Source organism: Veillonella seminalis, from assembly GCF_003992065.1.
Classification (GTDB): Bacteria; Bacillota; Negativicutes; order Veillonellales; family Veillonellaceae; genus Veillonella_A; species Veillonella_A seminalis.
Genome location: NZ_RQUZ01000008.1, coordinates 54,489 through 76,443, shown reverse-complemented (window position 1 = coordinate 76,443; position 21,955 = coordinate 54,489). Strand labels below are relative to the sequence as shown.

The 21,955-nt window shown below is 41.4% G+C and carries 24 protein-coding genes; 15 read left to right on the top strand and 9 right to left on the bottom strand.

Annotation, left to right across the window (positions count from 1 at the left end):
- Window positions 1-273 precede the first annotated feature (273 nt).
- From EO126_RS06610 to EO126_RS06565, 10 genes are all read left to right on the top strand, one after another.
- Entirely contained in the window at window positions 274-939 is a 666-nt protein-coding gene (locus EO126_RS06610; protein ID WP_006555926.1) for an NAD(P)H-binding protein, read from the top strand.
- A gap of 133 nt (window positions 940-1,072) precedes the next feature.
- A complete protein-coding gene (locus EO126_RS11055) occupies window positions 1,073-1,474 on the top strand; it encodes an FAD-binding protein (protein WP_006555927.1) in 402 nt (133 codons plus the stop codon).
- Window positions 1,444-2,553, top strand: a complete 1,110-nt coding sequence (locus EO126_RS06600; RefSeq protein ID WP_127008087.1) for an FAD-binding protein — start codon at window positions 1,444-1,446, stop codon at window positions 2,551-2,553. Before EO126_RS11055 ends, EO126_RS06600 begins: the two co-directional genes overlap by 31 nt.
- 59 nt (window positions 2,554-2,612) lie before the next feature.
- Window positions 2,613-2,750 carry a rubredoxin gene (locus tag EO126_RS06595; protein ID WP_006555930.1) on the top strand — a complete coding sequence of 46 codons (138 nt, stop codon included), beginning with the start codon at window positions 2,613-2,615 and terminating at the stop codon, window positions 2,748-2,750.
- A 378-nt stretch (window positions 2,751-3,128) separates the two neighbouring features.
- A complete protein-coding gene (locus EO126_RS06590) occupies window positions 3,129-3,464 on the top strand; it encodes a hypothetical protein (protein ID WP_127008085.1) in 336 nt (111 codons plus the stop codon).
- 221 nt (window positions 3,465-3,685) lie between these two features.
- On the top strand, window positions 3,686-4,591 hold the full coding sequence (locus EO126_RS06585) for a DNA adenine methylase (RefSeq protein WP_127008083.1): 906 nt from the start codon (window positions 3,686-3,688) through the stop codon (window positions 4,589-4,591).
- A 107-nt stretch (window positions 4,592-4,698) separates the two neighbouring features.
- Window positions 4,699-5,559 (top strand): type II restriction endonuclease, encoded by an 861-nt coding sequence (locus EO126_RS06580; protein ID WP_127008081.1) that lies wholly within the window; start codon window positions 4,699-4,701, stop codon window positions 5,557-5,559.
- 19 nt (window positions 5,560-5,578) lie between these two features.
- The gene (locus EO126_RS06575; RefSeq protein ID WP_127008079.1) at window positions 5,579-6,328 is read left to right on the top strand and encodes a TRM11 family SAM-dependent methyltransferase; all 750 of its coding nucleotides are present in this window, start codon (window positions 5,579-5,581) and stop codon (window positions 6,326-6,328) included.
- A 38-nt stretch (window positions 6,329-6,366) separates the two neighbouring features.
- On the top strand, window positions 6,367-6,753 hold the full coding sequence (locus EO126_RS06570) for an ASCH domain-containing protein (protein ID WP_127008077.1): 387 nt from the start codon (window positions 6,367-6,369) through the stop codon (window positions 6,751-6,753).
- A 137-nt stretch (window positions 6,754-6,890) separates the two neighbouring features.
- Window positions 6,891-8,108: a PTS transporter subunit EIIC gene (locus EO126_RS06565; protein ID WP_127008075.1), complete on the top strand. Its 1,218-nt coding sequence runs from the start codon at window positions 6,891-6,893 to the stop codon at window positions 8,106-8,108.
- A gap of 116 nt (window positions 8,109-8,224) precedes the next feature.
- Here EO126_RS06565 and EO126_RS06560 read toward each other — a convergent pair whose 3' ends face one another.
- Window positions 8,225-9,592: an NCS2 family permease gene (locus EO126_RS06560; RefSeq protein ID WP_006555944.1), complete on the bottom strand. Its 1,368-nt coding sequence runs from the start codon at window positions 9,590-9,592 to the stop codon at window positions 8,225-8,227.
- A gap of 224 nt (window positions 9,593-9,816) precedes the next feature.
- On the opposite strand from EO126_RS06560, the gene EO126_RS06555 reads away from it, so the two are divergent.
- The 5 genes from EO126_RS06555 to ygiD all read left to right on the top strand — a co-directional run bounded on the left by EO126_RS06555 (window position 9,817) and on the right by ygiD (window position 14,703).
- Window positions 9,817-10,341, top strand: coding sequence for an RrF2 family transcriptional regulator (locus EO126_RS06555; RefSeq protein ID WP_006555945.1), 525 nt, complete (start codon window positions 9,817-9,819; stop codon window positions 10,339-10,341).
- A 315-nt stretch (window positions 10,342-10,656) separates the two neighbouring features.
- Complete coding sequence (locus tag EO126_RS06550; protein WP_006555946.1) at window positions 10,657-11,112, top strand: MarR family winged helix-turn-helix transcriptional regulator; 456 nt, start codon at window positions 10,657-10,659, stop codon at window positions 11,110-11,112.
- Between the two features lie 81 nt (window positions 11,113-11,193).
- Window positions 11,194-12,396, top strand: a complete 1,203-nt coding sequence (locus tag EO126_RS06545; RefSeq protein ID WP_006555947.1) for an MFS transporter — start codon at window positions 11,194-11,196, stop codon at window positions 12,394-12,396.
- Window positions 12,397-12,570: 174 nt separating this feature from the next.
- Entirely contained in the window at window positions 12,571-13,545 is a 975-nt protein-coding gene (msrA, locus tag EO126_RS06540) for a peptide-methionine (S)-S-oxide reductase MsrA (RefSeq protein ID WP_127008073.1), read from the top strand.
- A 333-nt stretch (window positions 13,546-13,878) separates the two neighbouring features.
- Complete coding sequence (gene ygiD, locus EO126_RS06535; RefSeq protein ID WP_127008071.1) at window positions 13,879-14,703, top strand: 4,5-DOPA-extradiol-dioxygenase; 825 nt, start codon at window positions 13,879-13,881, stop codon at window positions 14,701-14,703.
- 231 nt (window positions 14,704-14,934) lie between these two features.
- Here ygiD and EO126_RS06530 read toward each other — a convergent pair whose 3' ends face one another.
- The 8 genes from EO126_RS06530 to EO126_RS06495 form a co-directional block, all read right to left on the bottom strand.
- On the bottom strand, window positions 14,935-15,498 hold the full coding sequence (locus EO126_RS06530) for a biotin transporter BioY (RefSeq protein ID WP_006555950.1): 564 nt from the start codon (window positions 15,496-15,498) through the stop codon (window positions 14,935-14,937).
- A 157-nt stretch (window positions 15,499-15,655) separates the two neighbouring features.
- Window positions 15,656-16,582, bottom strand: a complete 927-nt coding sequence (gene argF, locus EO126_RS06525) for an ornithine carbamoyltransferase (RefSeq protein WP_006555951.1) — start codon at window positions 16,580-16,582, stop codon at window positions 15,656-15,658.
- Between the two features lie 145 nt (window positions 16,583-16,727).
- Entirely contained in the window at window positions 16,728-17,924 is a 1,197-nt protein-coding gene (locus EO126_RS06520) for an aspartate aminotransferase family protein (protein ID WP_006555952.1), read from the bottom strand.
- 35 nt (window positions 17,925-17,959) lie between these two features.
- Complete coding sequence (locus EO126_RS06515; protein WP_127008069.1) at window positions 17,960-18,562, bottom strand: amino acid kinase family protein; 603 nt, start codon at window positions 18,560-18,562, stop codon at window positions 17,960-17,962.
- 154 nt (window positions 18,563-18,716) lie between these two features.
- The gene (locus tag EO126_RS06510) at window positions 18,717-18,836 is read right to left on the bottom strand and encodes a bifunctional ornithine acetyltransferase/N-acetylglutamate synthase (RefSeq protein ID WP_164726709.1); all 120 of its coding nucleotides are present in this window, start codon (window positions 18,834-18,836) and stop codon (window positions 18,717-18,719) included.
- Window positions 18,833-19,366, bottom strand: coding sequence for a bifunctional ornithine acetyltransferase/N-acetylglutamate synthase (locus tag EO126_RS06505; RefSeq protein WP_127008065.1), 534 nt, complete (start codon window positions 19,364-19,366; stop codon window positions 18,833-18,835). Before EO126_RS06505 ends, EO126_RS06510 begins: the two co-directional genes overlap by 4 nt.
- Window positions 19,367-19,490: 124 nt before the next feature.
- The gene (gene argC, locus EO126_RS06500) at window positions 19,491-20,528 is read right to left on the bottom strand and encodes an N-acetyl-gamma-glutamyl-phosphate reductase (protein ID WP_127008063.1); all 1,038 of its coding nucleotides are present in this window, start codon (window positions 20,526-20,528) and stop codon (window positions 19,491-19,493) included.
- A gap of 419 nt (window positions 20,529-20,947) precedes the next feature.
- Complete coding sequence (locus EO126_RS06495) at window positions 20,948-21,925, bottom strand: AEC family transporter (RefSeq protein WP_127008061.1); 978 nt, start codon at window positions 21,923-21,925, stop codon at window positions 20,948-20,950.
- Window positions 21,926-21,955: the final 30 nt, after the last annotated feature.

The following is a 21,955-nucleotide window of genomic DNA, read 5'->3' as shown; positions in this document are numbered from 1 at the left end:
CAATGATTAATAAAATGTACTATTGAATATAAATACGTTATAATTGATTATAACATAATATCGATATAATTAGATGGATTAAAATGATAAAAGATATCAATTATTATTGATGAAAATAATGAACCGGCAAAATATTTGAGTTTTTTTACGTAATAAAGCTTGTGTCGGTATATGGAATGTGGTATATCATGTATAGATTGTGTATGGCATGATGTATCACATATAGATAGTGCATAATGTGTAATTGCACATGTTTGTAGATGAGGAGGCTGTATGAAGGCTATTATTGTGGGGGCAACCGGGGCGACAGGCCGCGATTTATTAGATTTGGTATTGGCAAATCCAATGTTTGATTCTGTTGAGATTTTTGTGCGTCGTGATCCGGAAATTATCCATGAAAAGTTGATTACTCATATTATCGATTTTGACAATCCGGAAATGTGGGCAAAATCCGTGACGGGCGATGTATTATTTGCTTGTCTCGGGACGACCCGTAAAGATGCGGGCAGTCAGGAACAACAGTGGTTGGTGGATTTTTACTATCAAATGCAGTTTGCCAAGGCTGCCAAAAAGAATGAAGTGCCACACTATGTCTTGCTTTCGACAATGCTCGCATCGCCTAATTCGCACTTTTTCTATACCCGCATGAAAGGGGAATTGGAAGAGGCTGTTAAGGGACTACATTTTGCGAAAACAACTATAATGCGACCACCGGCTTTAGAACGTAAGCATACAGACCGCATGGCGGAAAGCATCAGCGTAGGTCTGTTGAAGTTCTTAAATGAAAAGGGCCTTTTTGAAGATAAAAAACCGATGCCTACCGATGTGTTGGCAAAGTCTATGATTATGGCGGTAAAAATCCAAGATAAAGAGTTAGAAACTTGGGAGTCCCCGGTGATTTGGAATGCCGGCTTGGCATATGATGCTGTTGAACAGTAATGCAGTAAAATAATGTAATGTCTTTTTCAATTTGATATTTGTAAATATAAAGCGTGCAATAGAGGTAAACGTAGAGATTGATTTGACGTTTGTTTTTGTATTACATTTTTTCTGATGAAAAAATGTAATGTGTATGAACGAACAGTTAGCTTTCTTTAAAAAGCCCGATCCTATTACGGATATCAAGGACGTTAAGCAGTATGATATCGTCGTAGTGGGTGCAGGTTCACCGGGTGTGCCTTGTGCGTTAAAGGCAGCTGAACTGGGGGCGAAAGTTGCCATTGTGCAAAAATTGAAATCCGCCATGGCGGGCGGTAACTTTGGAGCCGGTGTGTTACTGGACAAGAGTGATCCTTATGATGTAGTACGTCTCGTTACTTTGCTGGAAGCTTCAGCAGACCATCGTGCGAAACGCGGCCTTATTGAAATGTGGGCTAATCACTCCGGCGAAGCCGTGAGCTGGGTGATTGAACAGGCCAAATTGGCCGGACTCAGGTTAAAGACATGGGGACGCCGGTACATACGGCACTTTTGAAAAAACATGGCTTTAAGATTGAATTTACGACCTGTGTATTCGGTCCGAAACCTTATAATACGGGGCAAGGTATGAAAGCACTTTGTAAATTGGCCGAAGAACGTGGTATCGATATTTACTACGGCACACCGGGCGAACAGCTGGTGCAAGACGAAACGGGTCGTGTTATCGGTGTTATTGCCAAATCGCCGGACGGCTACATTCAACTTAACGGCTCGAAGGGCGTAGTATTGGCTACCGGTGACTATGCGAATAATGATGAAATGATGCATTATTATATGCCGGATATGGATAATTTGAAACGTAAACGTTTCGGTTATGACGGTGACGGTCACAAGATGATTGCCTGGGTCGGCGGTCGCATGGAAAATGTGGGACACACTAAGATGGCCCATGATATGGATGCGGGTCCGGCATCCATGATGGATTCGCCATATTTACGCGTTAAATTGAACGGCAAGCGTTTCTGTGACGAAGCTTTGGGCATGGACCTTATGAACTGCTACTTGACGAGCAAAGAAGACGAAGGTCATTATTGTCAGATTTTTGACAGCGATTATATTGAACAGGCCAAACGTTTGGGGCTCGGCTACGAAGATTTCGAATCCATTAAAAAATGGATGCCGGAAGAAGACGTAGAGCATACCGGCGTTGTACCGGGGCTTGTTGCTACATTTAAAGCGGATACCTTGGAAGAATTGGCCGCTAATAAGTTAAAAATTAAAGATGTACCGGCCTTTTTGGCAATGGTCAAACGATACAACGAAATGGCTGTGGACGGACGCGATGTAGAGTTCGGCGTGGCTAAAGAAAACTTATGTCCGGTGCTCAAACCACCGTTCTATGGCATTCATCGTCACATTCGATTCACCGTTTCGTGCTCCGGTATGGTAGTTAACGAACGAATGCAAGTCGTTGATGACGACGATAAACCGATTGAAGGTCTTTATGCGGCAGGCAATTTAGCTGGTCATTTCTATGGCAGTACAGACTATCCACTGGATGTATTTGGTCTTAACTTAGGCCATAACTATACGCAAGGATATGTCATTGCTAAAGAGATTATGGGTGAGTTGTAACTACCGAAAGATATAAGCCAAGTGGCTGATGTTTTTTATTCCTAAAGGAGGAATGACGTATGAAAGACAAATATGTTTGCTCGGTTTGCGGTTATGTGTATGATGAAGCGGCTGAAGGTGTAGCTTTTGCCGACTTGCCTGATGATTGGGAATGCCCTACTTGCGGCGTGCCAAAATCTAAATTTGAAAAAATGTAAGAGACATTATTGATTGTTTAAAATGATTATTCTGTAAGGGTAAAAACGACTGCTCCTGTTTGGGCAGTCGTTTTGTTTAAAGTGCTTGAAATATGTGGTAAAATTAAAGTAAGAAAATGTCTCTGCTTAAGGTGTCTGTGTTAGGATAAGTATCTTGGGCAGTGTGGATTGAAGTTACCCTTGTGGTTTGAGTGGATTAAAGTGCTATTCACGAATAGTTAGTGATGGTACTAAAAATTGTCTCTATCTACTTGGTAGAGTGGATTAGCGGTATTTTAGACTCTGTTCGTTTGAGCAGAGTCTATTTTTTTATACAATGAAATAATTTATGATAGAATATTATTAAACATATTTTATTCAAAGAAGGGGAGGAGCTTTATGGGGTTAATTAAGCTAGAAAAGATCAATAATTCATTTGGAAGTTTTATTGAGCAGGCTAAAAATGGTTGTGGCGTAGATGAATTATTAGAAAGAATGGAAAAGTTTCATTATGAGATAGATGCTTATATTGTTGAAACAGAAAAGAAGGAAAGAGAGCTAAGGGAAAAAGTAGAAGAAATACAGGCAGAATTTCGAAAGATTCAATCAAAGGCTGCAAAATTTGATACGAGTGATGATGAAGCAGATGATTTAATTGACGATAATGTAGATGCGTGGTTAGATGATGTTCTAGAAAATATAGCAGATGAAGACTTAGATAATTTAGATGAATAACAACAAGAGGCGAGGGTTTATTCCTTGCCTCTTTTGTGTTACATGAGCTTGAAACTGTTAAGAATACTATTACTCACTGGCACCAATAGTGGATTCTTGGCTATTGGTGTATTTTAATTTACTTATCGTAGTTAAACTTATATAATAAAGATCAAAACGAAATAGACGTTGCAATATTTTAGTAGATTTAATTTGTGATACATAAGGAGTCAATTGAATCGATGAAACCTTTTTTGAAATGGGCTGGCGGCAAAAATCAGTTGCTCCCTTACATAGAGGCATATTATCCTTTTGAAGATAAAAACATAAAAAAATATGCAGAACCCTTTATTGGCGGCGGCGCTGTTTTATTTGATATATTGAGTAAATATGATTTGGAGTCTGTGTATATTAGCGACATCAACAAGAGTTTGATTAATACATATAAATGCATTCAGCAGAATGTTGGTGATGTTATATCTTGGTTAGAAGCTTATCAGGAAAAGTTTTGGCCTATGGAACAAGAGGGCAGAAAAGAACTTTTTTATAAAAATCGAGATAGATATAATGAATTATTGAGTTTGAATTTTTTAGAAAATATTAATACAGCACCTCTTACCGATAAACATATTGAGTTAGCTTCGCTTTTTATTTTCTTGAATCGCACTTGTTTTAATGGTCTTTATCGGGTTAATCGAAATGGCTTTTATAATGTACCTATGGGGGCATATAAGAAACCATTGATTTGTGATGCAGAAAATCTTGCAGCGGTAGCTAAAGCCTTGGCGAAAGTACACATTGTTTGTGATACTTATAAAGCTGTGGATGATTTTGCAGATAAGCAGACTTTTGTCTATATTGATCCGCCTTATAGACCGCTTTCCGAGACTGCTAACTTTACGTCATACAGCGAATATGAATTTAATGATGATTCGCAACGAGAGTTAGGGAAATTTGCACATTATTTAGCCGGTAAGGGAGTTCGGGTGCTATTAAGTAACTCAGACCCCAAAAATACGAATCCAGAGGATGAGTTTTTTGATGAAATTTATAAAGGTTTTAAAATTGAAAGAATTTTTGCTAACCGGGCCATTAATAGTAAAGGTTCTAAACGCGGGAAGATTACGGAATTGTTGATTAGTAATTAATAATTTTGAATGTAAAATTAAGATTAGGGAAATACATTAAGGATTATTTGCTATTAATTTTAGGTGTTTATACTGTATTAGGAATAAGGTATAGGGAGGACAGTGTTATGAAACGAGATTTTGCACAGTGGTTATCGGAGTTTAAAAATAGTATTGCTAATTATAAGTATTATATAAACTTTGAAAAGATTTATGGCAATATTGATGGAATTAAACTCGAATTGAATATATTGAACTCTTTAATTGGCTCAAAGCATATTGAATCCGATTTTGAAGATTTAGTAGCTAGATATCCAGAAGTTCTTAAATGTATTCCACTTCTATTGGCAGTTAGAGCAAATGAGATTTATGCTATGGATGAAGATGGGGAATTTTTATTCAACTTTAAAAGAATGAACTATTCTATTGAATCTTATAAGATGTTTATGCAAAAAACGGGGCTATTTGATTTATTGGCTGATCATATAATCAGTAATCTTATTGATTATGCAACCGGTGTTGAAACAGGACTAGACTCTAACGGAAGAAAAAATCGTGGTGGACATTTGATGGAGGATTTAGTTGAATTTTATATCCAAAAAGCGGGCTTTGAACGAAATGTAAACTACTTCAAGGAAATGTATATTCGCGATATTACTAGACATTGGGGGATCGATTTAGCTGCGATTTCTGATAGTGGGCGCAGTGAAAAACGATTTGATTTTGTTATAAAAACAGAAAATATGATATATGGTATTGAAACTAACTTTTATACAGGTAATGGCAGTAAATTAAATGAAACGGCCCGTAGTTATAAAACATTGGCTTTGGAATCGAATACGATTGATGGTTTTACCTTTGTATGGTTTACTGACGGCAAAGGGTGGGTCGGTGCACGACATAATCTAGAGGAAACTTTTGATATAATGGACCATATTTACAATATAACTGATATGGAAAATGGTATTATCGAAAAAGTTATAAAATAAGGAAGTGTAGTTGTAAGAAATGACCGTGAAAAAAATAAAAAAATGGGAGCCGGAAGATTTTGAGTTAGAAATGACAACTCATTGGTCGTTTCCCAAACGAGGTGATTGGGCAACTCACGATGCTAAATGGCGTGGTAATTGGTCACCGTACATTCCAAGAAATATATTGTTAAGATATTCCCAAGAGGGTGATTTAGTTTTAGATCAATTTGCCGGTGGGGGAACAACTTTGGTTGAAGCTAAATTATTGAATCGCAATATTGTTGGCGTAGATTGCAATGATATGGCACTGGCACGATGTGAAGAAAAAATAGATTTTGAGCATGATGGTGCTGAAGGTAAAGTTTTGTTGCGTAAAGGCGATGCCAGAAACCTTGATTTCGTTACGGATGAAAGTATTGATCTGATTTGCACGCATCCTCCTTATGCAAATATTATTAAGTATAGTGATGGCATTCCGGAAGATTTATCACAGCTTAAAATCAAAGATTTTTTAGAAGCGATGAAACCGGTTGCCAATGAATGTTATCGAGTTTTAAAGAAAGATAAGTTTTGTGCCGTTCTTATGGGAGATACGCGGCAAAAGGGGTGTATGCAGCCTATGTCATTTGACGTTATGAAAATATTCCAAGACGCTGGATTCACTTTAAAAGAGTTAATTATTAAAGAGCAACATAATTGTCGGGCAACGGGTTATTGGAAAACTAATAGTGTTAAATATAACTTTTTATTAATTGCCCATGAGTATCTGTTCGTATTTAGAAAATAATAGGTTGTTGCAGATAAATCAAGATTAGGAGTTTTATTATGCGAGCATTAGCACTCTGGCCGATATACGCCACAGCCGTAGCCGTCGGTGATAAAAAAATAGAGTATCGTACGTGGAAGACGCCATATAGAGGTGATATCCTTATTTGTGCTACGGCTAAGAACCAAGGTAAAGATTTACCACGGTCCATGGCGATTTGTATAGTCGAATTATATGATATTAAACCTAACAAGCGGGAAGCCGGTTTGTACGATTGGCATTTACGCAATGTTAGATTAATTGAGCCCTTTGAGACTAAATGTAAGTTAAATCTCTATAATTTAGACTGTGAACCTAAGATTGTGGATATTCATGATGCGGATGATATTGCTGATTATTGGGAATCACTAGGTATTATTGACCTATCTGATTACAGAGAAGAATAAATTTTAAATAGAAACTCATGAACCTTAAAACCCCCTCGAAATTGTCGAGGGGGCTCTCTTTTGCTATACTTAGATTGGCTTACAAAAGCACAATGAATAAGTAAAATATATTCAGTTTTATTCTAAAGGAGTATTTCATGTCTGCAACGGCTTCTATATATACACGCTTTAAAAGCTTCGCTAATGGTGCTATAGACCTTCTGTCGGCCCTGTTTTTACCTATTATCGCCTTACTTGTATCTACCGGGATATTAAAAGGCATCTTTATTTTGCTCACGGTTAATCATCTGGTAGCAGAAGGAACGAGCACGTATGTTATTTTAAATGCTATGAGTGATGCGTTCTTCTACTTTATACCTGTATTTTTAGCGTACACGGCGGCGAAGCGTTTTAATACGGATCCGTTTACGGCTATGTTATTGGCCTGTGTGTTGGTGTATCCGGATGTGACGCAACTTATGAAAGCACCGGGTGCCGGTGGTATGGAATCGGTAGAGGCATTGGTGCAAATCTTGGCGGCAACTATGGAGCAAGCCGGTGACGGTAGTGCGGTGGCAACGATGTTCGGCAATGTCGGTGAAGCCGGTGGTTGGCAGGGACCGGAATTATTCGGCTGGCCGGTAGGTCAGGTTATGTATCCGTCCTCGGTTATTCCGATTTTGTTGGCCGTTTTCTGTCTGCAATATGTAGAGCGTTTAGGTAAAAAGATTTTTCCTGAAGCGGTGCGAGGGCTGTTTACACCGCCACTCTGTATTATTGTGATGATTCCCTTTACTTTGGTTGTTTTAGGGCCGATTGGCACCTGGCTCGGTGCTTTATTGGGCATAGGCTATGAATTGGTTTATGGGCTTAGTCCGTTGGTAGCCGGTCTTATTGTCGGTACGTTGCAGCCGTTTATCGGGATGTTGGGCTTGCAATGGGGCTTTTTCCCGATTGCTATTAATAATGTGGCTGTTTATGGTTTTGATACTTTAATGCCATTATTCGGTACAGCCATGTTCGCTCAAGCAGGGGCGGCGTTGGCGGTAGCTTTACGGAGTAAAAATAAAGTGTTTAAGACGGAAGCTTTTTCAGCGGGGCTCATTGCTCTGTTAGGAGTTACGGAACCGGCTGTATTCGGTGTTACCTTGCGTTTGAAAAGGCCCATGGTTTGTGCTTGTATTGCCGGTGGTTTAGGCGGTGCTTTGGCAGGTTTCTTTAAAGTAAGTGCAGCAGCCTTTGCTATTCCGGCAGTTACTACATTACCTGTATTTATGGGGCCGTCCTTTATGTGGTATGTAACAGCTTTAGGCATTGCCTTTGGCCTTAGCTTCATATTGACTTTGGTTGTTGGTTTTCACGATGTTGAAGCATAAAAAAGACTTATCTCTATCACACCGCTTTTAAGTGATGCGGATTAGAGATAAGTCTTTTGTTTAGCCCTTAAGAGCTATTTTTTAGATTAGTTCATTGATTTTTTCAAAAAAACATCTTAGTACCAAATGTAACGAATCAGTACGATGATAGCCAACGGATACATAATCCAGTGTACTTCTTTAGTACGGCCGGCAACGATTTTAAGAAGCGGGTACATGATAAGACCGGCAGATACGCCGTTAGCGATGCTGTAAGTGAAAGGCATCAAAGCGATAACCATGAAAGCCGGGAAGGCTTCGGTCCAATCGGAGAAGTCGATGTCGCGAATCGGTTCCATCATCAAAGCACCAACCAAGATTAAGATTGGTGCTGTCGCACAGTTAGGTACGAGGGTAATTAACGGAGCGAAAAGTAAGGCTAAGAGGAACAAGATACCGCAAGTAACGGCGGTTAAACCGGTACGACCACCGGCACCGACACCGGCCGCACTTTCAACGAAAGCGGTAATGGTGCTGGCACCTAAAAGGGCACCGAAGCTTACGCCGACGGCATCAACGGTCATGGCTTTGCCGAGGCCCGGGAATTTACCTTCTTTAGGATTAGCAATACCGGCTTTGGTAGCTGTCCCGATTAAGGTACCCATGGAGTCGAATAATTCAACGAATGTGAATGAGAAAATAATGGTTACGAGGCCCATGCTCATAGCACTGCCGATATCTAATTGGAAGAAAGCGGCTTTGCTGAAGTCAGGCACTGCAATAATGGAGAAGTTTTCAGGTAATTGAGCATTGCCGGTTGCATACGCTAGGATACTGGTTACAACGGCGCCGATAATGAAGGAGCCCTGTACGTTGCGGGCCATCAAGAGGGCTGTGAAAACGAGGCCGAAGAGGGCTAATGCTACTTGTGGATCCAAGAGATTACCTAAGGTGAGAATGGTTTCGGAAGAACCCGGTGTGGAATGACCTTTAGTGGCAATAACTTGAGCCAAGCTGTCAGGCGACAAGGATAAGGTAATCGCCATGAGACCGGATAATTTCAAGCCGATAATAGTAATGAAAAGACCGATACCGACGGTAATGGCGATTTTCATAGAAGCCGGGATGCCTTCAACAATATGTTGGCGTACCGTGGTGAGGGTTAAGATTAAGAAAACAATACCGGAAATAAATACAGCCCCCAATGCGGTTTGCCAAGCGACGCCCATACCGAGTACGACGGTAAAGGTGTAAAAGGCGAGCAGGCCTACGCCCGGTGCCAAACAAATCGGATAGTTAACGATGAGCCCCATGGCAATCGTAATGATACCGCCGCCTAAGGCTGTGGCGATGAGGACCGCGTCTTTATCCATGCCGGCAATACTGAGCAGATTCGGCGCCAAGAAGAGAATATACGCCATGGTGATAAAGGTGGTTAAACCGGCGATGATTTCACCTTTCACCGTTGTCTTACGCTCACTGAGTGCAAACAGCTTTTCTAACATATGATGACCTCCTGTATGTTATAGAATTATAAATTCACCATTATTGTATCATGGTAAATCAGAAAAGTAGAGAGGTAAATAGAGAAAAATAGAAAGGTAAATCAGAAAAATAACAAGAAAATAGCGAGAAGCAGGTAGGAATTTTAATTCCCCTCTTTGATAGGGGATAAAACTTGTGATATAATGAACTTAGTAATTCCTACTGTGAAAGAGGTATATGAACTATGAAAATTTCAACTAAGGGTCGTTATGCTTTACGCGTATTAGTTGACCTTGCAGAACATGGTACTAAGAAGAACGTGTCTATCCGCGAAATTGCGGAACGTCAGCGTATTTCCGATAAATATTTAGAAGGTATTGTGGCTCGCTTAAGTGCAGCCGGTTATGTAAAAAGTGTACGTGGTAAGTACGGCGGGTATCGCTTGTCGATGGAGCCGAAAGATTACACGGTATATGATATTTTGCGCGCTGCGGAAGATTCCATTGCTCTCGTAGCTTGCTTGGAGGATGAAGTAAATCAGTGTCCTCGCAGCAAGACTTGTATGACTTTGCCTTTATGGGAACACATGCAGGCTCAATTTAAAGAGTATATGGAAAAGTTAACGTTGCAAGATGTGTTGGATAAAAAGTTCGACGTATCTGATGAATCAGACGATGACGAAGAGGCTCATCAGGTAGAACATGAAAGTGCCGATGATGTGAAAGCCGATACTTCGACTGAAGTGACGAGCAAAAGTACGCCCGCTTAATTAAGTGCAGTCGTAACGAATAGTACTGTAGTAAAAAGTAAATAGCGATAAAGTATACGATAATGGCTAATAAAGTTAACGAGTATGGTAATAACTTTTACGGTTATAGAACACCTTTGCGTGGTACAATCTGCATTTACTTTTTACGGTAAAACTGCGGGCTGATGCCGGAAGGTGTTTTTCTTTTTAGCACCTGCGATTCAAATTCGTGCTGAAATATTTAACTTTTTGACACGGGGCACTCACCTTGACAGGGGTAGTCTCATTGTATAGAATTATATTGTGAACTAATTAATTGAGATAAGGAGAAAAACCTTGATAGATACAAATATAGAGGGACTGGCCTTAAAAAATCAGTTATGTTTTCCCTTGTACGCCTGTGCGAAGGAAATTGTCAGAGCCTATCAGCCGTTATTGGAACCGTTAAATTTAACATATACGCAATATATTGTGATGATGGTTTTGTGGGAACACAGCCATTTGAACGTAAAATCACTGGGAGAGTATTTATATCTCGACTCAGGTACGCTTACGCCTTTATTGCGTAAAATGGAAGCGAAAGGCTTTTTGACACGGACTCGCTCTAAAGAGGATGAGCGAACCGTTATTATTTCCATTACCGATGAAGGTCGTGCATTGCAACAGCGTGTTGCTCATGTGCCGCAAGCCATGGCGCAGGTGGTCGATCTTACCGAGGAAGAATTTACGACCATGTACAAGTTGTTATACAAAATGATTGCACAACTGACCGGTCGGGAACAAAAAGTATAGTTGTAGCTATTAGTGTGAGCTCCTTGAATATTGTCAAGGAGCTTTGCTTTGTTTATTAAAATAGAAGAAAGAAGGAATCATATGGCAGATGCAAGAGGCGGAATGCGTAATGTGTGGCTGTTAACAGGCTGTATGACGGGTTTATCTATATGTTATACGATGTTGATACCGTTTTTGCCGGTATACTTATTGGAATTGGGCGTAGGACACGACAGTGTGGCTATTTGGTCCGGGGTCGTATTTTCGATTACCTTCTTTGTAGCCGGTGTGATGGCTCCGATTTGGGGGCGTATGGCCGATACGAAGGGGAAAAAACTCATGGCCATCAGGGCCGGTATTTTGATTGGTATTTCGTATATTTTGACCGGTTTTGTGCAAGACGCGTGGCAATTATTTGCGACACGTGCCCTTATGGGTTTTGCGAACGGTTTTATGCCGGCGGCCATGACGATGGTGTCGCTCAGTGTGCCTAAAGAAAAAACAGGTACGGCGTTGGGGATTTTTCAGACCGGTTTAATTGTCGGTAATGTTATAGGACCGCTTTTGGGAGGTCTAATTGAAGCGGTTGTGGGCATGCGCCCTGTATTTTTCATTGCCGGCGGCGTTTTATTTATAGCCAGTGCAGTGGTATTCTTTTTTGTAAAAGAACCGCATATGGGCGATGCTCAGCCTGTTAAAACGACGTCATTCCGTGAAGATTGGAATTTCGTAAAAGGCCGCAAGGTGCTGACTGATTTGTTGTGGTTGTATTTCATCATGCAGGCCGCCATTTTAATGCTACAGCCTATTTTGGCACTGTATGTGGGACAGTTGCAGGGTACCATGGAAGGTGCGGCACTCTTGGCCGGCACAATCTTGAGCGTCGGTGGTTTGGCCGGTACGGTAACAACCAATATTTGGGCTGCCTTCGGACAACGTAAAGGTTATTTTAAAGCCGTGTTTTACGCTCTTTGCGGCACCGGTATATTCTTATTTCTACAAAGTATGCCGTTCGGTATCACTTGGTTTGGCAGCTTACAGATTTTGGTAGGTTGCTTCATCGTTGGCGTAAACCCATTATTGAGTGCGGCGTTGGCTCATTACACTGAGCCGGCATTCCGCGGTCGCGTATTTGGTATGGCTACAACGGCAAACCAGTTCGGCTGTATGGTGGGACCGTTATTTGCCAGCGGCGTGACTACATTTTTCGGCATTCAGTATGTATTTTTGGTAACCGGTGTGCTCTTGATGTTCGTAGCGTACCAGGTATATCAGCGTCGTGTTAAGGCGGCCGATGCTTTTTAAGATGGTTGCTGATTTTAGAAAATGATATGTATTATTATGGAGACTAATACATACCAGACTTTTAATAATTTCGATTTAGTGGTATAGTATTAGCAATATGGTGTTATAAGCATGACATGATATGAGATAAAAAGAGAATTAAAAGAGAGTTAAAAGAGAAAGTGAGGTCAATTTATGGCTATTCAAAGTGTTTATGCAGATAAACGAACAATCTATGTGGCAGGTGGCTGCTTCTGGGGTGTAGAAGCGTATTTTAAACGTGTGGCCGGTATTTTGGGGACTGCTGTAGGCTATGCGAACGGTAAGACGGAAAATCCTACCTATGAAGAGGTTTGTCATAATGATACGGGCCATGCGGAAACGGTGCGTCTCGAATACGATCGACACATTATTTCCTTGGAAGAAATTTTACTTCATTTGCTCAGAATTATTGATCCTTATTCTGTGAATAAACAGGGCGGCGATGTAGGTACACAGTATCGTACGGGCATTTATTATACCAATGAAGCGGATAAAGCTCGCGTTGAACGCCTTTTTAAAGCAGTTGATCCGGAAGGTAAATTTGCCGTTGAAGTGTTACCGCTTGAACAATTCTTTGATGCGGAACTCTATCATCAAGATTATTTGGATAAAAATCCGAACGGCTATTGCCATGTGGCATTATATAAAGCAGACGAACCATTGGTGGATTTGCCTGCTTATGTGAAAGAAGATAAAGAAGCGTTAAAAGCACGTATCGGTGATGATGCGTATGCAATTACCCAGGAAAGTGCGACGGAACATTCGTTTACCGGTGAATATGATGACTTTTTTGAAAAAGGCATCTATGTTGATATCGTAACCGGGGAACCGCTTTTTATATCGTCTGCTAAATTCAATTCCGGTTGCGGTTGGCCGGCATTCTCGCGTCCGATTACGGCAAATTCGGTAGTTTACAAAGAGGACCATTCCATTCCGGGTCGTCCTCGTGTAGAAGTGCGCAGTGCTCATGGTGACTCCCATTTGGGTCATGTTTTCCCTGATGGGAAAGAAGATTTGGGCGGTCTTCGCTACTGCATTAACAGTAAGTCCTTGCGTTTTATTAAGGCTGAAGATATGGCTAAGGAAGGCTATGGTGCTTGGCTACCATTGTTGGACGAAGAAGTATAATATTATAAAATTGCAGTCAACATGTTGTTATGTGCTGCCGTAATAGGCACATATAATCGTTGTAAGGCTTATACCGGTACAATCAGTTAATCTGATGTGCCGGCATTTTTTTATCTAAGTTTTTATTAAATTTAAAATTTTCGAAATAACACTTATAATTATTGCAATTACATCTTATAATGGTATCAGATGGTCAAAGTGAAATTTATTACCATTGACCGGTCAGTTTCAAAATGATTTTAAAAGGATTTGTATAAAGATAAATACTTGTTTTGTTAAGCCTAAGGTTATAATTATATTAATAAAGGGCTTGTAAGAAAGGGAGTTTTAAATATGAGTGAAAACAATAATGTGTCAAAAATGCCGGTACTGTTTATCGGTCATGGTTCTCCAATGAATTTGATTGAAGAAAATCCTTGGACTAAAGATTGGGAAGAATTGGCCAATCTTACGCCGCGTCCTAAGGCTATTTTGATGATTTCCGCTCACTGGTATACGTCCGGCAGTTTTGTACAAGGTGATGAAAAACCGGGCATGATTTATGATATGTACGGCTTCCCGGATCCAATTTATCAATTGCAGTACCCTGCTGAAACATCGGCTGAGTTGATTGAACGTGTTAAATCTTTACTGGGGGCTGAAGTAGCCGTTAAGGAAGACCGCGGTTATGACCATGGTGCTTATGCACCGCTTTTAAAAATGTATCCGGATGCTAAAATTCCGGTAGTACAATTGTCGGTTAATTATCAGGCAGATGCACGTGAATGGTTTGCCATGGGGCAGAAATTATCCGTTCTTCGTGAGGAAGGCGTGTTGATTTTGGGCAGTGGCGACATTGTTCACAATTTACGCCTTATCAATCCGAATATGGGTAATACAGGATTCCCTGAAGCAAAAACATTTGAAGAAACCTTGCTTCGCAAAATTAATCCTGAAAAGGATAATGATTTAGTGGCTGCGTTAAAATGGGAAAATATTGAAGGGGCTCGTGTTGCAGCAGAATCGCCGGATCATTTGGCACCGTTCTACTATTGCCTAGGTGCTGTTTTAGGCGAAGGTGATGTGAAAGAGCTTACTTTACAGCCGTTTGAAATTCGTACCCATGACTATGTGTGGGGCAGTTTGAGCATGACCAGTTTGGCTTGGGAGCTTAAATAAGATAAAGCGGCGGCTTATGGCAAATTATTAAGAAATAATGTTTATGCTAATATGAAGTGAACACAATATTCAGAAGTTAAATATAAAATATAATCCAATACTATGCAAAAAGCTGTTCCGGCAGTAGCTTGCCTCATATGAGGTCAGACACTGTGGAACAGCTTTTATTTTTTATAAAGTAAATATGTGATACGCTGAATTTGTTATAGCAAAGATGTCATAGGCAAGTTATTAATGGGCCGTAGCGTGTTGATTTAATGATTGCAAAGCATTTACAATCGGTACTTCGGCTGCGGAAAGGATGACAATCATAATGAAATCGGCCGGAATATCAAAGGCAAAGGTTACCCAGAAAATATCGCCCAATGGTACGGATTGATTCAAGTACCACGCTAAGATGGCGATTTTATAGGAAAGACCGAACAGATAAGTAATAACAATGCCTATGGTATTAATGGTGAAATAACCTAATATAGTGTGAATTTTGTATCTTTGTTTTAATTCAGCTAATACACCGGCTGTAACAATGAAGCCGATAAGGTAGCCGAAACTTGGGCGCACGATATAGCCGAGACCGCCTCCACCGGCAAAAATCGGGATACCGATGAGCCCCATTAGTACATAGGTAGCTACTGAACCCCAGGCATAACGGGGCGGTAAAATAACCGCGGCCAAGAGTACAAAGGTGAATTGTAATGTGTAATAATCAAAATAAGGCAATGGAATTTGGATGCGAGCACCGACTGTCAGTAAGGCAATCATTAAAGCTGCGCGAAACAATAAACGTGTTTTCATAACAAAAAACCTCCTCTACTATACCTTTCTTAAGTATACTCGGGGAGGTTTATTTTATCAACCTACTCTTTTGATATGGTTTACAATATTGACTGTTATACACACCAGTTAAGTCTGATGATTGGTTGAAATGTTAGGCCGATTCAATTAAAGAGGGTTACATAATGGTAGCCATAATAGCTTTTTGCATATGTAAACGATTTTCTGCTTCGTCGAAAATAACATTGGCCTGTGCTTCGAAGACTTCATCGGTAATTTCTTCTTCATGATGAGCCGGTAAGCAGTGCATTACGATTGGATCTGCATTGGCTACACTTAATAGTTGGCTGTTCACTTGGAATCCTTTAAAAATCTGCAAACGTTCTTCGTATTCGCCTTCCTGGCCCATGCTGGCATATACATCGGTGTAGAAAATATCTGCGTTTTTAGCTGCAGTCATCGGGTCATTTAGGATTTCAATCGTACCGCCTGAGAGTTTGGCATCGGCTTCTGCTTGAGCGATAATCTGAGGGTTCGGTTCATATCCTTTCGGGCCGGCAAAGGCAAAGTGCAGGCCTAATTTGGCACAGGCAAACATGAGGGAATGCGCCATGTTGTTACCGTCGCCGATGAAGGTAAGTTTTTTACCCTTTAAGTCGGGTCCTTTGTATTCGATGGCTGTCATCATATCGGCCATGGCTTGGCAGGGATGAAGTAAATCGGTAAGGGCATTAATAACCGGTACATCTGCATATTCAGCCAGCTCAAGCACCGTATCATGAGCAAAGGTACGAATCATAATACCGTCCACATAGCGGGATAAAACGCGAGCTGTATCTTTAATCGGTTCGCCACGGCCAATCTGTAAATCACGGCCGGATAAGAAGAGACCTTGACCGCCTAATTGGTAAATACCGGTTTCGAAAGATACACGGGTACGGGTAGAGGCTTTCTCAAAAATCATGCCCAGAGTTTTACCTTGTAAATAAGGATGGGGAATGCCCGCTTTCTGTTTTTGTTTTAAATCGGCTGCTAAATCGAGCAACTGATGCACTTCTTCCGTGCTGAGGTCGTGGATGGAAATAAAATCGTCACCTTTTTTCATAATAGGCTCCTTTCGTATAATGCGTTCGGTCGAATCAGACCGCGTGTTAGTCGTTATTTGGATAAAATTTGACGGATATAATTTAATAGCCGAGTTTAAGCGTTGAAGACGGATAGTCGGCGACTTTGCTATTAATGGCTATCGATTAAGCCGCATAAGAAGGTAATACTTCGTTCAATATTGTAATTAATGTATCTACGTCTTTGTTAGTAATGATCAGTGGCGGTACAAAACGCAATACATTGCCGGCTGTGCAGTTGATGATGAGACCTTTGGTAAGACAGTCGTTTACGATATCACGGCCCGGTTTAGTCAGTTCCATGCCGACCATGAGTCCTTTACCGCGAACATCGGTAATCAGCGTCGGATATTTTTGCTGCAATGTTTTGAGTTGATCTAACAGATAGTTGCCGACAGCAGCGGCATTGTCCATCAGGTGTTCAGTAGTAATAGCGGTAAGCACTGCATTGGCATCGGCACAGGCTAACGGGTTGCCACCGAAAGTAGAACCGTGATCCCCGGCATGGAAGGTATCAGCTAATTTAGCAGTACTTAAGAATGCTCCGATAGGAACGCCGCCGGCAAGACCTTTGGCAAGGGTTACGATGTCCGGTTGAATGCCGAAGTGTTCATAGCCGAAGAATTTACCGGTACCTCCCATGCCGGCCTGGATTTCATCGATAATGAGGAGAGCATCATGTTTTTCACAAAGAGCTTTGACTTCTTTCAGATAATTTGGTTCCGGTACGTGTACACCGCCTTCGCCTTGGATAGCTTCAAGCATGACGGCACAGGTTTTGTCGTTAATTTTTGCCTTGATGGCTTCGATATCGCTAAATGGTACATAGTCGCAACCGCCCGGTAAAGGACCGGAGCCTTGATGATATTTTTCTTGGCCCGTTGCGGTTAAGGTAGCTAAGGTACGACCGTGAAAACTGTGCAGAGCCGTAATAATTTGTACTTTTTCGGGATTTTTGGCAGTAGCATATTTACGAGCTAATTTGAGGGCCCCTTCATTCGCTTCGGCGCCGGAGTTGGCAAAGAATACTTTGTCCATACCGCTTAAGGCTTTCAGTTTGGCCGCTGCTTCGGCTTGCACTTCCGTGTAATATAAATTGGAGCAATGGATCATTTTGGCTGCCTGCTTGGCAATAGCGTCAACTAATGGTTGGTAGTTGTGACCTACTACATTTACGGCAATGCCGGCCAAATAATCTAAATAGGCTTTGCCATCTGTGTCATATAGATAAGCACCGTCGCCATGGTCGAGGACGATGTCATACCGGGCAAAGACGGGAAAATAATCTTGTTTGTCATGATTTATAATATCCGTTGTATTCATGGGGGAACCTCCTTGAAGATTTTGGAATCAACAGTTTAGATAATTTCTGTACCGATACCTTTGTTGGTAAATAGTTCGAGCAGTAATGCATGCGGTTCGCGACCGTCGATGATGCTGACACGATGGGTGCCGCATTCGAGAGCATGCAAGACAGCTTCTACTTTAGGAATTATACCGCCTTGGATAGTGCCGTTTTCAATCATGGCTGTGGCATCGGCTTTAGGAATGCTGGATAGGAAACTTTTCGGATCATCGAGCGAGGTATAAATCCCTTTAGTATTTGTGAGCATGAGCATTTTTTCCGCTTGCAGTGCACCGGCTACTTCAGCCGCTACATAGTCGGCGTTAATGTTATAAGTCGTTTCGCCTTTACCTGCTCCGATAGGGGCGATGACCGGTTTAATACCGATGTATTTCATAAGGGCAATATCCTGCATAACTTTGGTTTTTAATTCTTCGCTAATCATGGCGTTGCCACCATATTTGATGACCATGGTTTTGCCGGCAAATTTTTGGATGTAAGGCAGTGCTTCAATTAAGATGGAAGCTTTGCTGGCAGCACTTAAGGTGGTATGTGCAGCTATTTCGTCAGGTGTGTTGACGTTTACTATGTTGAGGGAATTTAATTCGTTTATCATAGGAGACTCCTTTTCGAAGCGATTAGGACAGGTAAGGTAATGTGATGCAAGCTAGGGCAAGATAATTAAGTTAAGCCCGGCTAATATAGCGCTGATACAGTTGATACAGTTGATACAGTTGATGCAAGAGCTTACGGTTAAAAACTCCGGTGCATCAGGTGTGATATTCGCCGTTAATTTTCACGTAATCATAGGTGAGGTCACAGGTCCAAACGGTGGCATTGGCATCGCCTTCATTAAGTTCGACAGTGATGGTAATATCATGTTCGTTCATGATTTTTTTGAGAGTTGCTTCGTTATAAACGGCGCCCATACCGTTTTAGAATAGGTATCGGTAGTCAAAATTGCTTTGCCGGCTAATTCACTGCCATCGACGGAGAGTTGATTCACGAGATTTGGAATGGCTTTAATAATGTCTTTGATGGGTAATTGTTGACCGATAATACCGGTAGAACCGACGATGATATCTTTCGGGTCACAAGCTAAAGCTTGAGCCGTATAGTAGGCCATGGTATGAGCATCTTTTAAGCCTTGGGGGCCGGTGCAGGCATTGGCGCAACCCGAGTTGGATACGATGGCGTGAGCGGTGCCGGTGGCAACAGTTTCTTTGGAAACATACACCGGTGCAACCGCTACTTTGTTTTGTGTGAATGTACCGGCTACGGCTGCTTTTTGTTTGGTGTAGATAAGAGCTAAGTCATGTTTGCCGCTTTTTTTGAGACCTGCTTGAATGCCGATGGCTTCGAAGCCTTTGGCGTAGGTAACGCCTTGTGATTGTGTATCTAACGTAATTGTCTGTTTCATAGTGAACCTCCTGGGGGTAAAGCTGACCGAGAATATCGTTCGGTGCATATAAGCTGATAAATAATTGTATTCGTATTATTTTGGTATATTGCATTAAAGGGTGAATGCTTGTATTTTCAAAACTTTATGGGTACATAGGTGTTAAGTTGAGCTCTGTCGTTTCTTCATAGCCGCAAGCAATATTGAAGTTTTGGACCGTTTGACCGGCGGCCCCTTTGACGAGATTATCGATGGTGCTTAGGACAATGACGCGTTGTGTACGCTCATCGATGTGCCAAGCAATGTCGATGAAATTGGAACCGCGCACATATTTGGTGTTTGGATATGCGTTTTGCCCCAATAATCGGACGAAAGGCTCTGCGTTGTAAGCGTTTTCAAAAGCCTCACTCACTAACGCCGGTGTAATGCCTTCGTTTAAGTTGGCATAGGCTGTAGCCAGAATACCGCGACTCATAGGCACCAGATGGGGTGTAAAGTTGAGCATAACGGTTGAACCGTTTAGCTTCGTAAGTGCGGCCTCTATTTCCGGTGTGTGGCGATGAGTTGCTACGCCGTAGGCTTTAAAAGCGTCATAAAACTCAGGATAATGCGTATCAAGTTTGGCACTGCGTCCGGCACCGGATGTGCCGGATTTAGCATCGATGATGATGGAATCGGTTTTAATCAGATGATTTTTTACCAATGGGGCTAACGCTAAGATGGAAGCTGTCGTATAGCAACCGGCATTGCCGATGATTTTGGCGGATTTAATGGCTTCACGATTTAATTCGGCCAGTCCGTAGACGCTGTGAGCATCGGGATGGGTATGCGGTACGTGGTACCAAGCTTCATAGACTTTAGGATCATTGAAGCGGTAGTCGGCGCCCAAGTCGATAATTCGCACCGCTGTGAGGGCTAAGGCTTTACCGACGCTCATAGCATGACCGTGAGGCAGGGCGATAAAAATAAAATCACTGTCAGTGGCAATGGCTTCAAGGTTTTCCATGCTTTCCAAAGTCAGGTCGGTAATGCTTCGCAAATGTGGATATACATCGGCTAAGGCTTGGCCGGTATGGCTTTCGGATGTAATATGTGTTAGGGTTACATTTGGATGTTGCAATAATAATTTGACTAATTCGGCACCGGCGTAACCGGTAGCACCGAGAATGCTGACTTTGGTCATATGAATGGCTCCTTTCGGTATGATTTAATACTTCTATAATGTGAATAAAAATTCGGTTGTTAACTTTGTCTGTCGTATATTAATAAAAGAATTATCAAATGATTGTGACTTAATCATTAACGTTTGATAAAGTAAATATACGCAATGTTTGAATAAAAATTCTGTAATTGACATTATAAACTTGTATGCATAAAAATGTAATAATGATTCATAAAAATTCTGCTGAATGTGGATGGAAGATTGACATGTTAACTATGATAATCTGTAATAATGCTGAAAATAAAAGAAAAGCACCATCAGTCGAAACTGATAGTGCTTTATTTTTGATATACATATTTAGTTAAAATATATTCATGTAAAATATTGTATTCCTAAGCATATTCAGCGGCTAAGATACGAAGCCTTTAATTGCCAATTGTTTATACCGGGAACATGTAGTATGCAAAGAGTATGGCCAACGGCATGGTGACGGCCGATAGAATGGTAGTGGACATAACAATCTGGGTAGCAAATTCCGGGTTGTTCTTCATTTCAAAGGCAATCAGGGCCGTATTGACTGCCGACGGTACACTATAGGTAATAATAACGGCTTGCGCGGAAATAGGATTTACCGGTTCATAAAATACGATATAAAGGAGCATTACAAAGCTGGCTAAGAGCGGACCGCCGATAAGTCGGAGTGACGTAGTGACGATAACGTCTTTTTTGAAAAAATTATAAGGGGTACGGCTCATTTGGACGCCCAAGGTAATCATGGCCATACCTACGAAGGCATTGGCGAAAATATTGAGTGGCGACCAGAGTACTAACGAGGTTAAATCATACGGAATGAGTCGAGCTAACAGTGCTAACGGAGCTGCATACAGCACCGGCATATGAAATACTAATTTGAGGGCATCATGGCGTGTGAGCAAACCGGAGCCGGCTTGATAAAAGCCCAGGGTATTACAGAAGATTGTTTGAATAATAAATGTGGCGATTACGCCGACGATGGCCGCATCTAAATACGGTGTTTGCCCGTTTACGATATACGGTTCGTTGGAAAAGACGAAAGTGGCAATAGCGATACCGATGTTACCGCCGTTATTGAACATGGTAGCGTTACGTACAATCTGCGCCTTTTTGCGATCGTAACCCATAAACTTGGAAACGCCCAAGGCCATGTAACTGTTAGAGAACAGAATAATAAAGGCACAGACGGAGATGCCTACACTTTCGAGTGTCAGGTGAGCTGTATATAGAGACCGAAATACATACGCCGGCAGTAAGATAAAGAAGTTTAACTTACTTAATGAGCGCAAATCCAGATTAAATTTTTTATCTAATATAAAACCTACGGCGACTAAGGCCAAAATAGGTACGACACTTGTCCAGAAAATATGTAGAAATAATCCCACGGCGATGTCCTCCTTTAGTGTAAATCTATC

Excerpts from the sequence above, each read along its gene's own strand:
- EO126_RS06610 (WP_006555926.1), top strand. The coding sequence starts at position 274 with ATGAAGGCTATTATTGTGGGGGCAACCGGGGCGACAGGCCGCGATTTA.
- EO126_RS11055 (WP_006555927.1), top strand. The coding sequence starts at position 1,073 with ATGAACGAACAGTTAGCTTTCTTTAAAAAGCCCGATCCTATTACGGAT.
- EO126_RS06600 (WP_127008087.1), top strand. The coding sequence starts at position 1,444 with ATGGGGACGCCGGTACATACGGCACTTTTGAAAAAACATGGCTTTAAG.
- EO126_RS06595 (WP_006555930.1), top strand. The coding sequence starts at position 2,613 with ATGAAAGACAAATATGTTTGCTCGGTTTGCGGTTATGTGTATGATGAA.
- EO126_RS06590 (WP_127008085.1), top strand. The coding sequence starts at position 3,129 with ATGGGGTTAATTAAGCTAGAAAAGATCAATAATTCATTTGGAAGTTTT.
- EO126_RS06585 (WP_127008083.1), top strand. The coding sequence starts at position 3,686 with ATGAAACCTTTTTTGAAATGGGCTGGCGGCAAAAATCAGTTGCTCCCT.
- EO126_RS06580 (WP_127008081.1), top strand. The coding sequence starts at position 4,699 with ATGAAACGAGATTTTGCACAGTGGTTATCGGAGTTTAAAAATAGTATT.
- EO126_RS06575 (WP_127008079.1), top strand. The coding sequence starts at position 5,579 with ATGACCGTGAAAAAAATAAAAAAATGGGAGCCGGAAGATTTTGAGTTA.
- EO126_RS06570 (WP_127008077.1), top strand. The coding sequence starts at position 6,367 with ATGCGAGCATTAGCACTCTGGCCGATATACGCCACAGCCGTAGCCGTC.
- EO126_RS06565 (WP_127008075.1), top strand. The coding sequence starts at position 6,891 with ATGTCTGCAACGGCTTCTATATATACACGCTTTAAAAGCTTCGCTAAT.
- EO126_RS06560 (WP_006555944.1), bottom strand. The coding sequence starts at position 9,592 with ATGTTAGAAAAGCTGTTTGCACTCAGTGAGCGTAAGACAACGGTGAAA.
- EO126_RS06555 (WP_006555945.1), top strand. The coding sequence starts at position 9,817 with ATGAAAATTTCAACTAAGGGTCGTTATGCTTTACGCGTATTAGTTGAC.
- EO126_RS06545 (WP_006555947.1), top strand. The coding sequence starts at position 11,194 with ATGGCAGATGCAAGAGGCGGAATGCGTAATGTGTGGCTGTTAACAGGC.
- msrA (WP_127008073.1), top strand. The coding sequence starts at position 12,571 with ATGGCTATTCAAAGTGTTTATGCAGATAAACGAACAATCTATGTGGCA.
- ygiD (WP_127008071.1), top strand. The coding sequence starts at position 13,879 with ATGAGTGAAAACAATAATGTGTCAAAAATGCCGGTACTGTTTATCGGT.
- EO126_RS06530 (WP_006555950.1), bottom strand. The coding sequence starts at position 15,498 with ATGAAAACACGTTTATTGTTTCGCGCAGCTTTAATGATTGCCTTACTG.
- argF (WP_006555951.1), bottom strand. The coding sequence starts at position 16,582 with ATGAAAAAAGGTGACGATTTTATTTCCATCCACGACCTCAGCACGGAA.
- EO126_RS06520 (WP_006555952.1), bottom strand. The coding sequence starts at position 17,924 with ATGAATACAACGGATATTATAAATCATGACAAACAAGATTATTTTCCC.
- EO126_RS06515 (WP_127008069.1), bottom strand. The coding sequence starts at position 18,562 with ATGATAAACGAATTAAATTCCCTCAACATAGTAAACGTCAACACACCT.
- EO126_RS06510 (WP_164726709.1), bottom strand. The coding sequence starts at position 18,836 with ATGAACGAACATGATATTACCATCACTGTCGAACTTAATGAAGGCGAT.
- EO126_RS06505 (WP_127008065.1), bottom strand. The coding sequence starts at position 19,366 with ATGAAACAGACAATTACGTTAGATACACAATCACAAGGCGTTACCTAC.
- argC (WP_127008063.1), bottom strand. The coding sequence starts at position 20,528 with ATGACCAAAGTCAGCATTCTCGGTGCTACCGGTTACGCCGGTGCCGAA.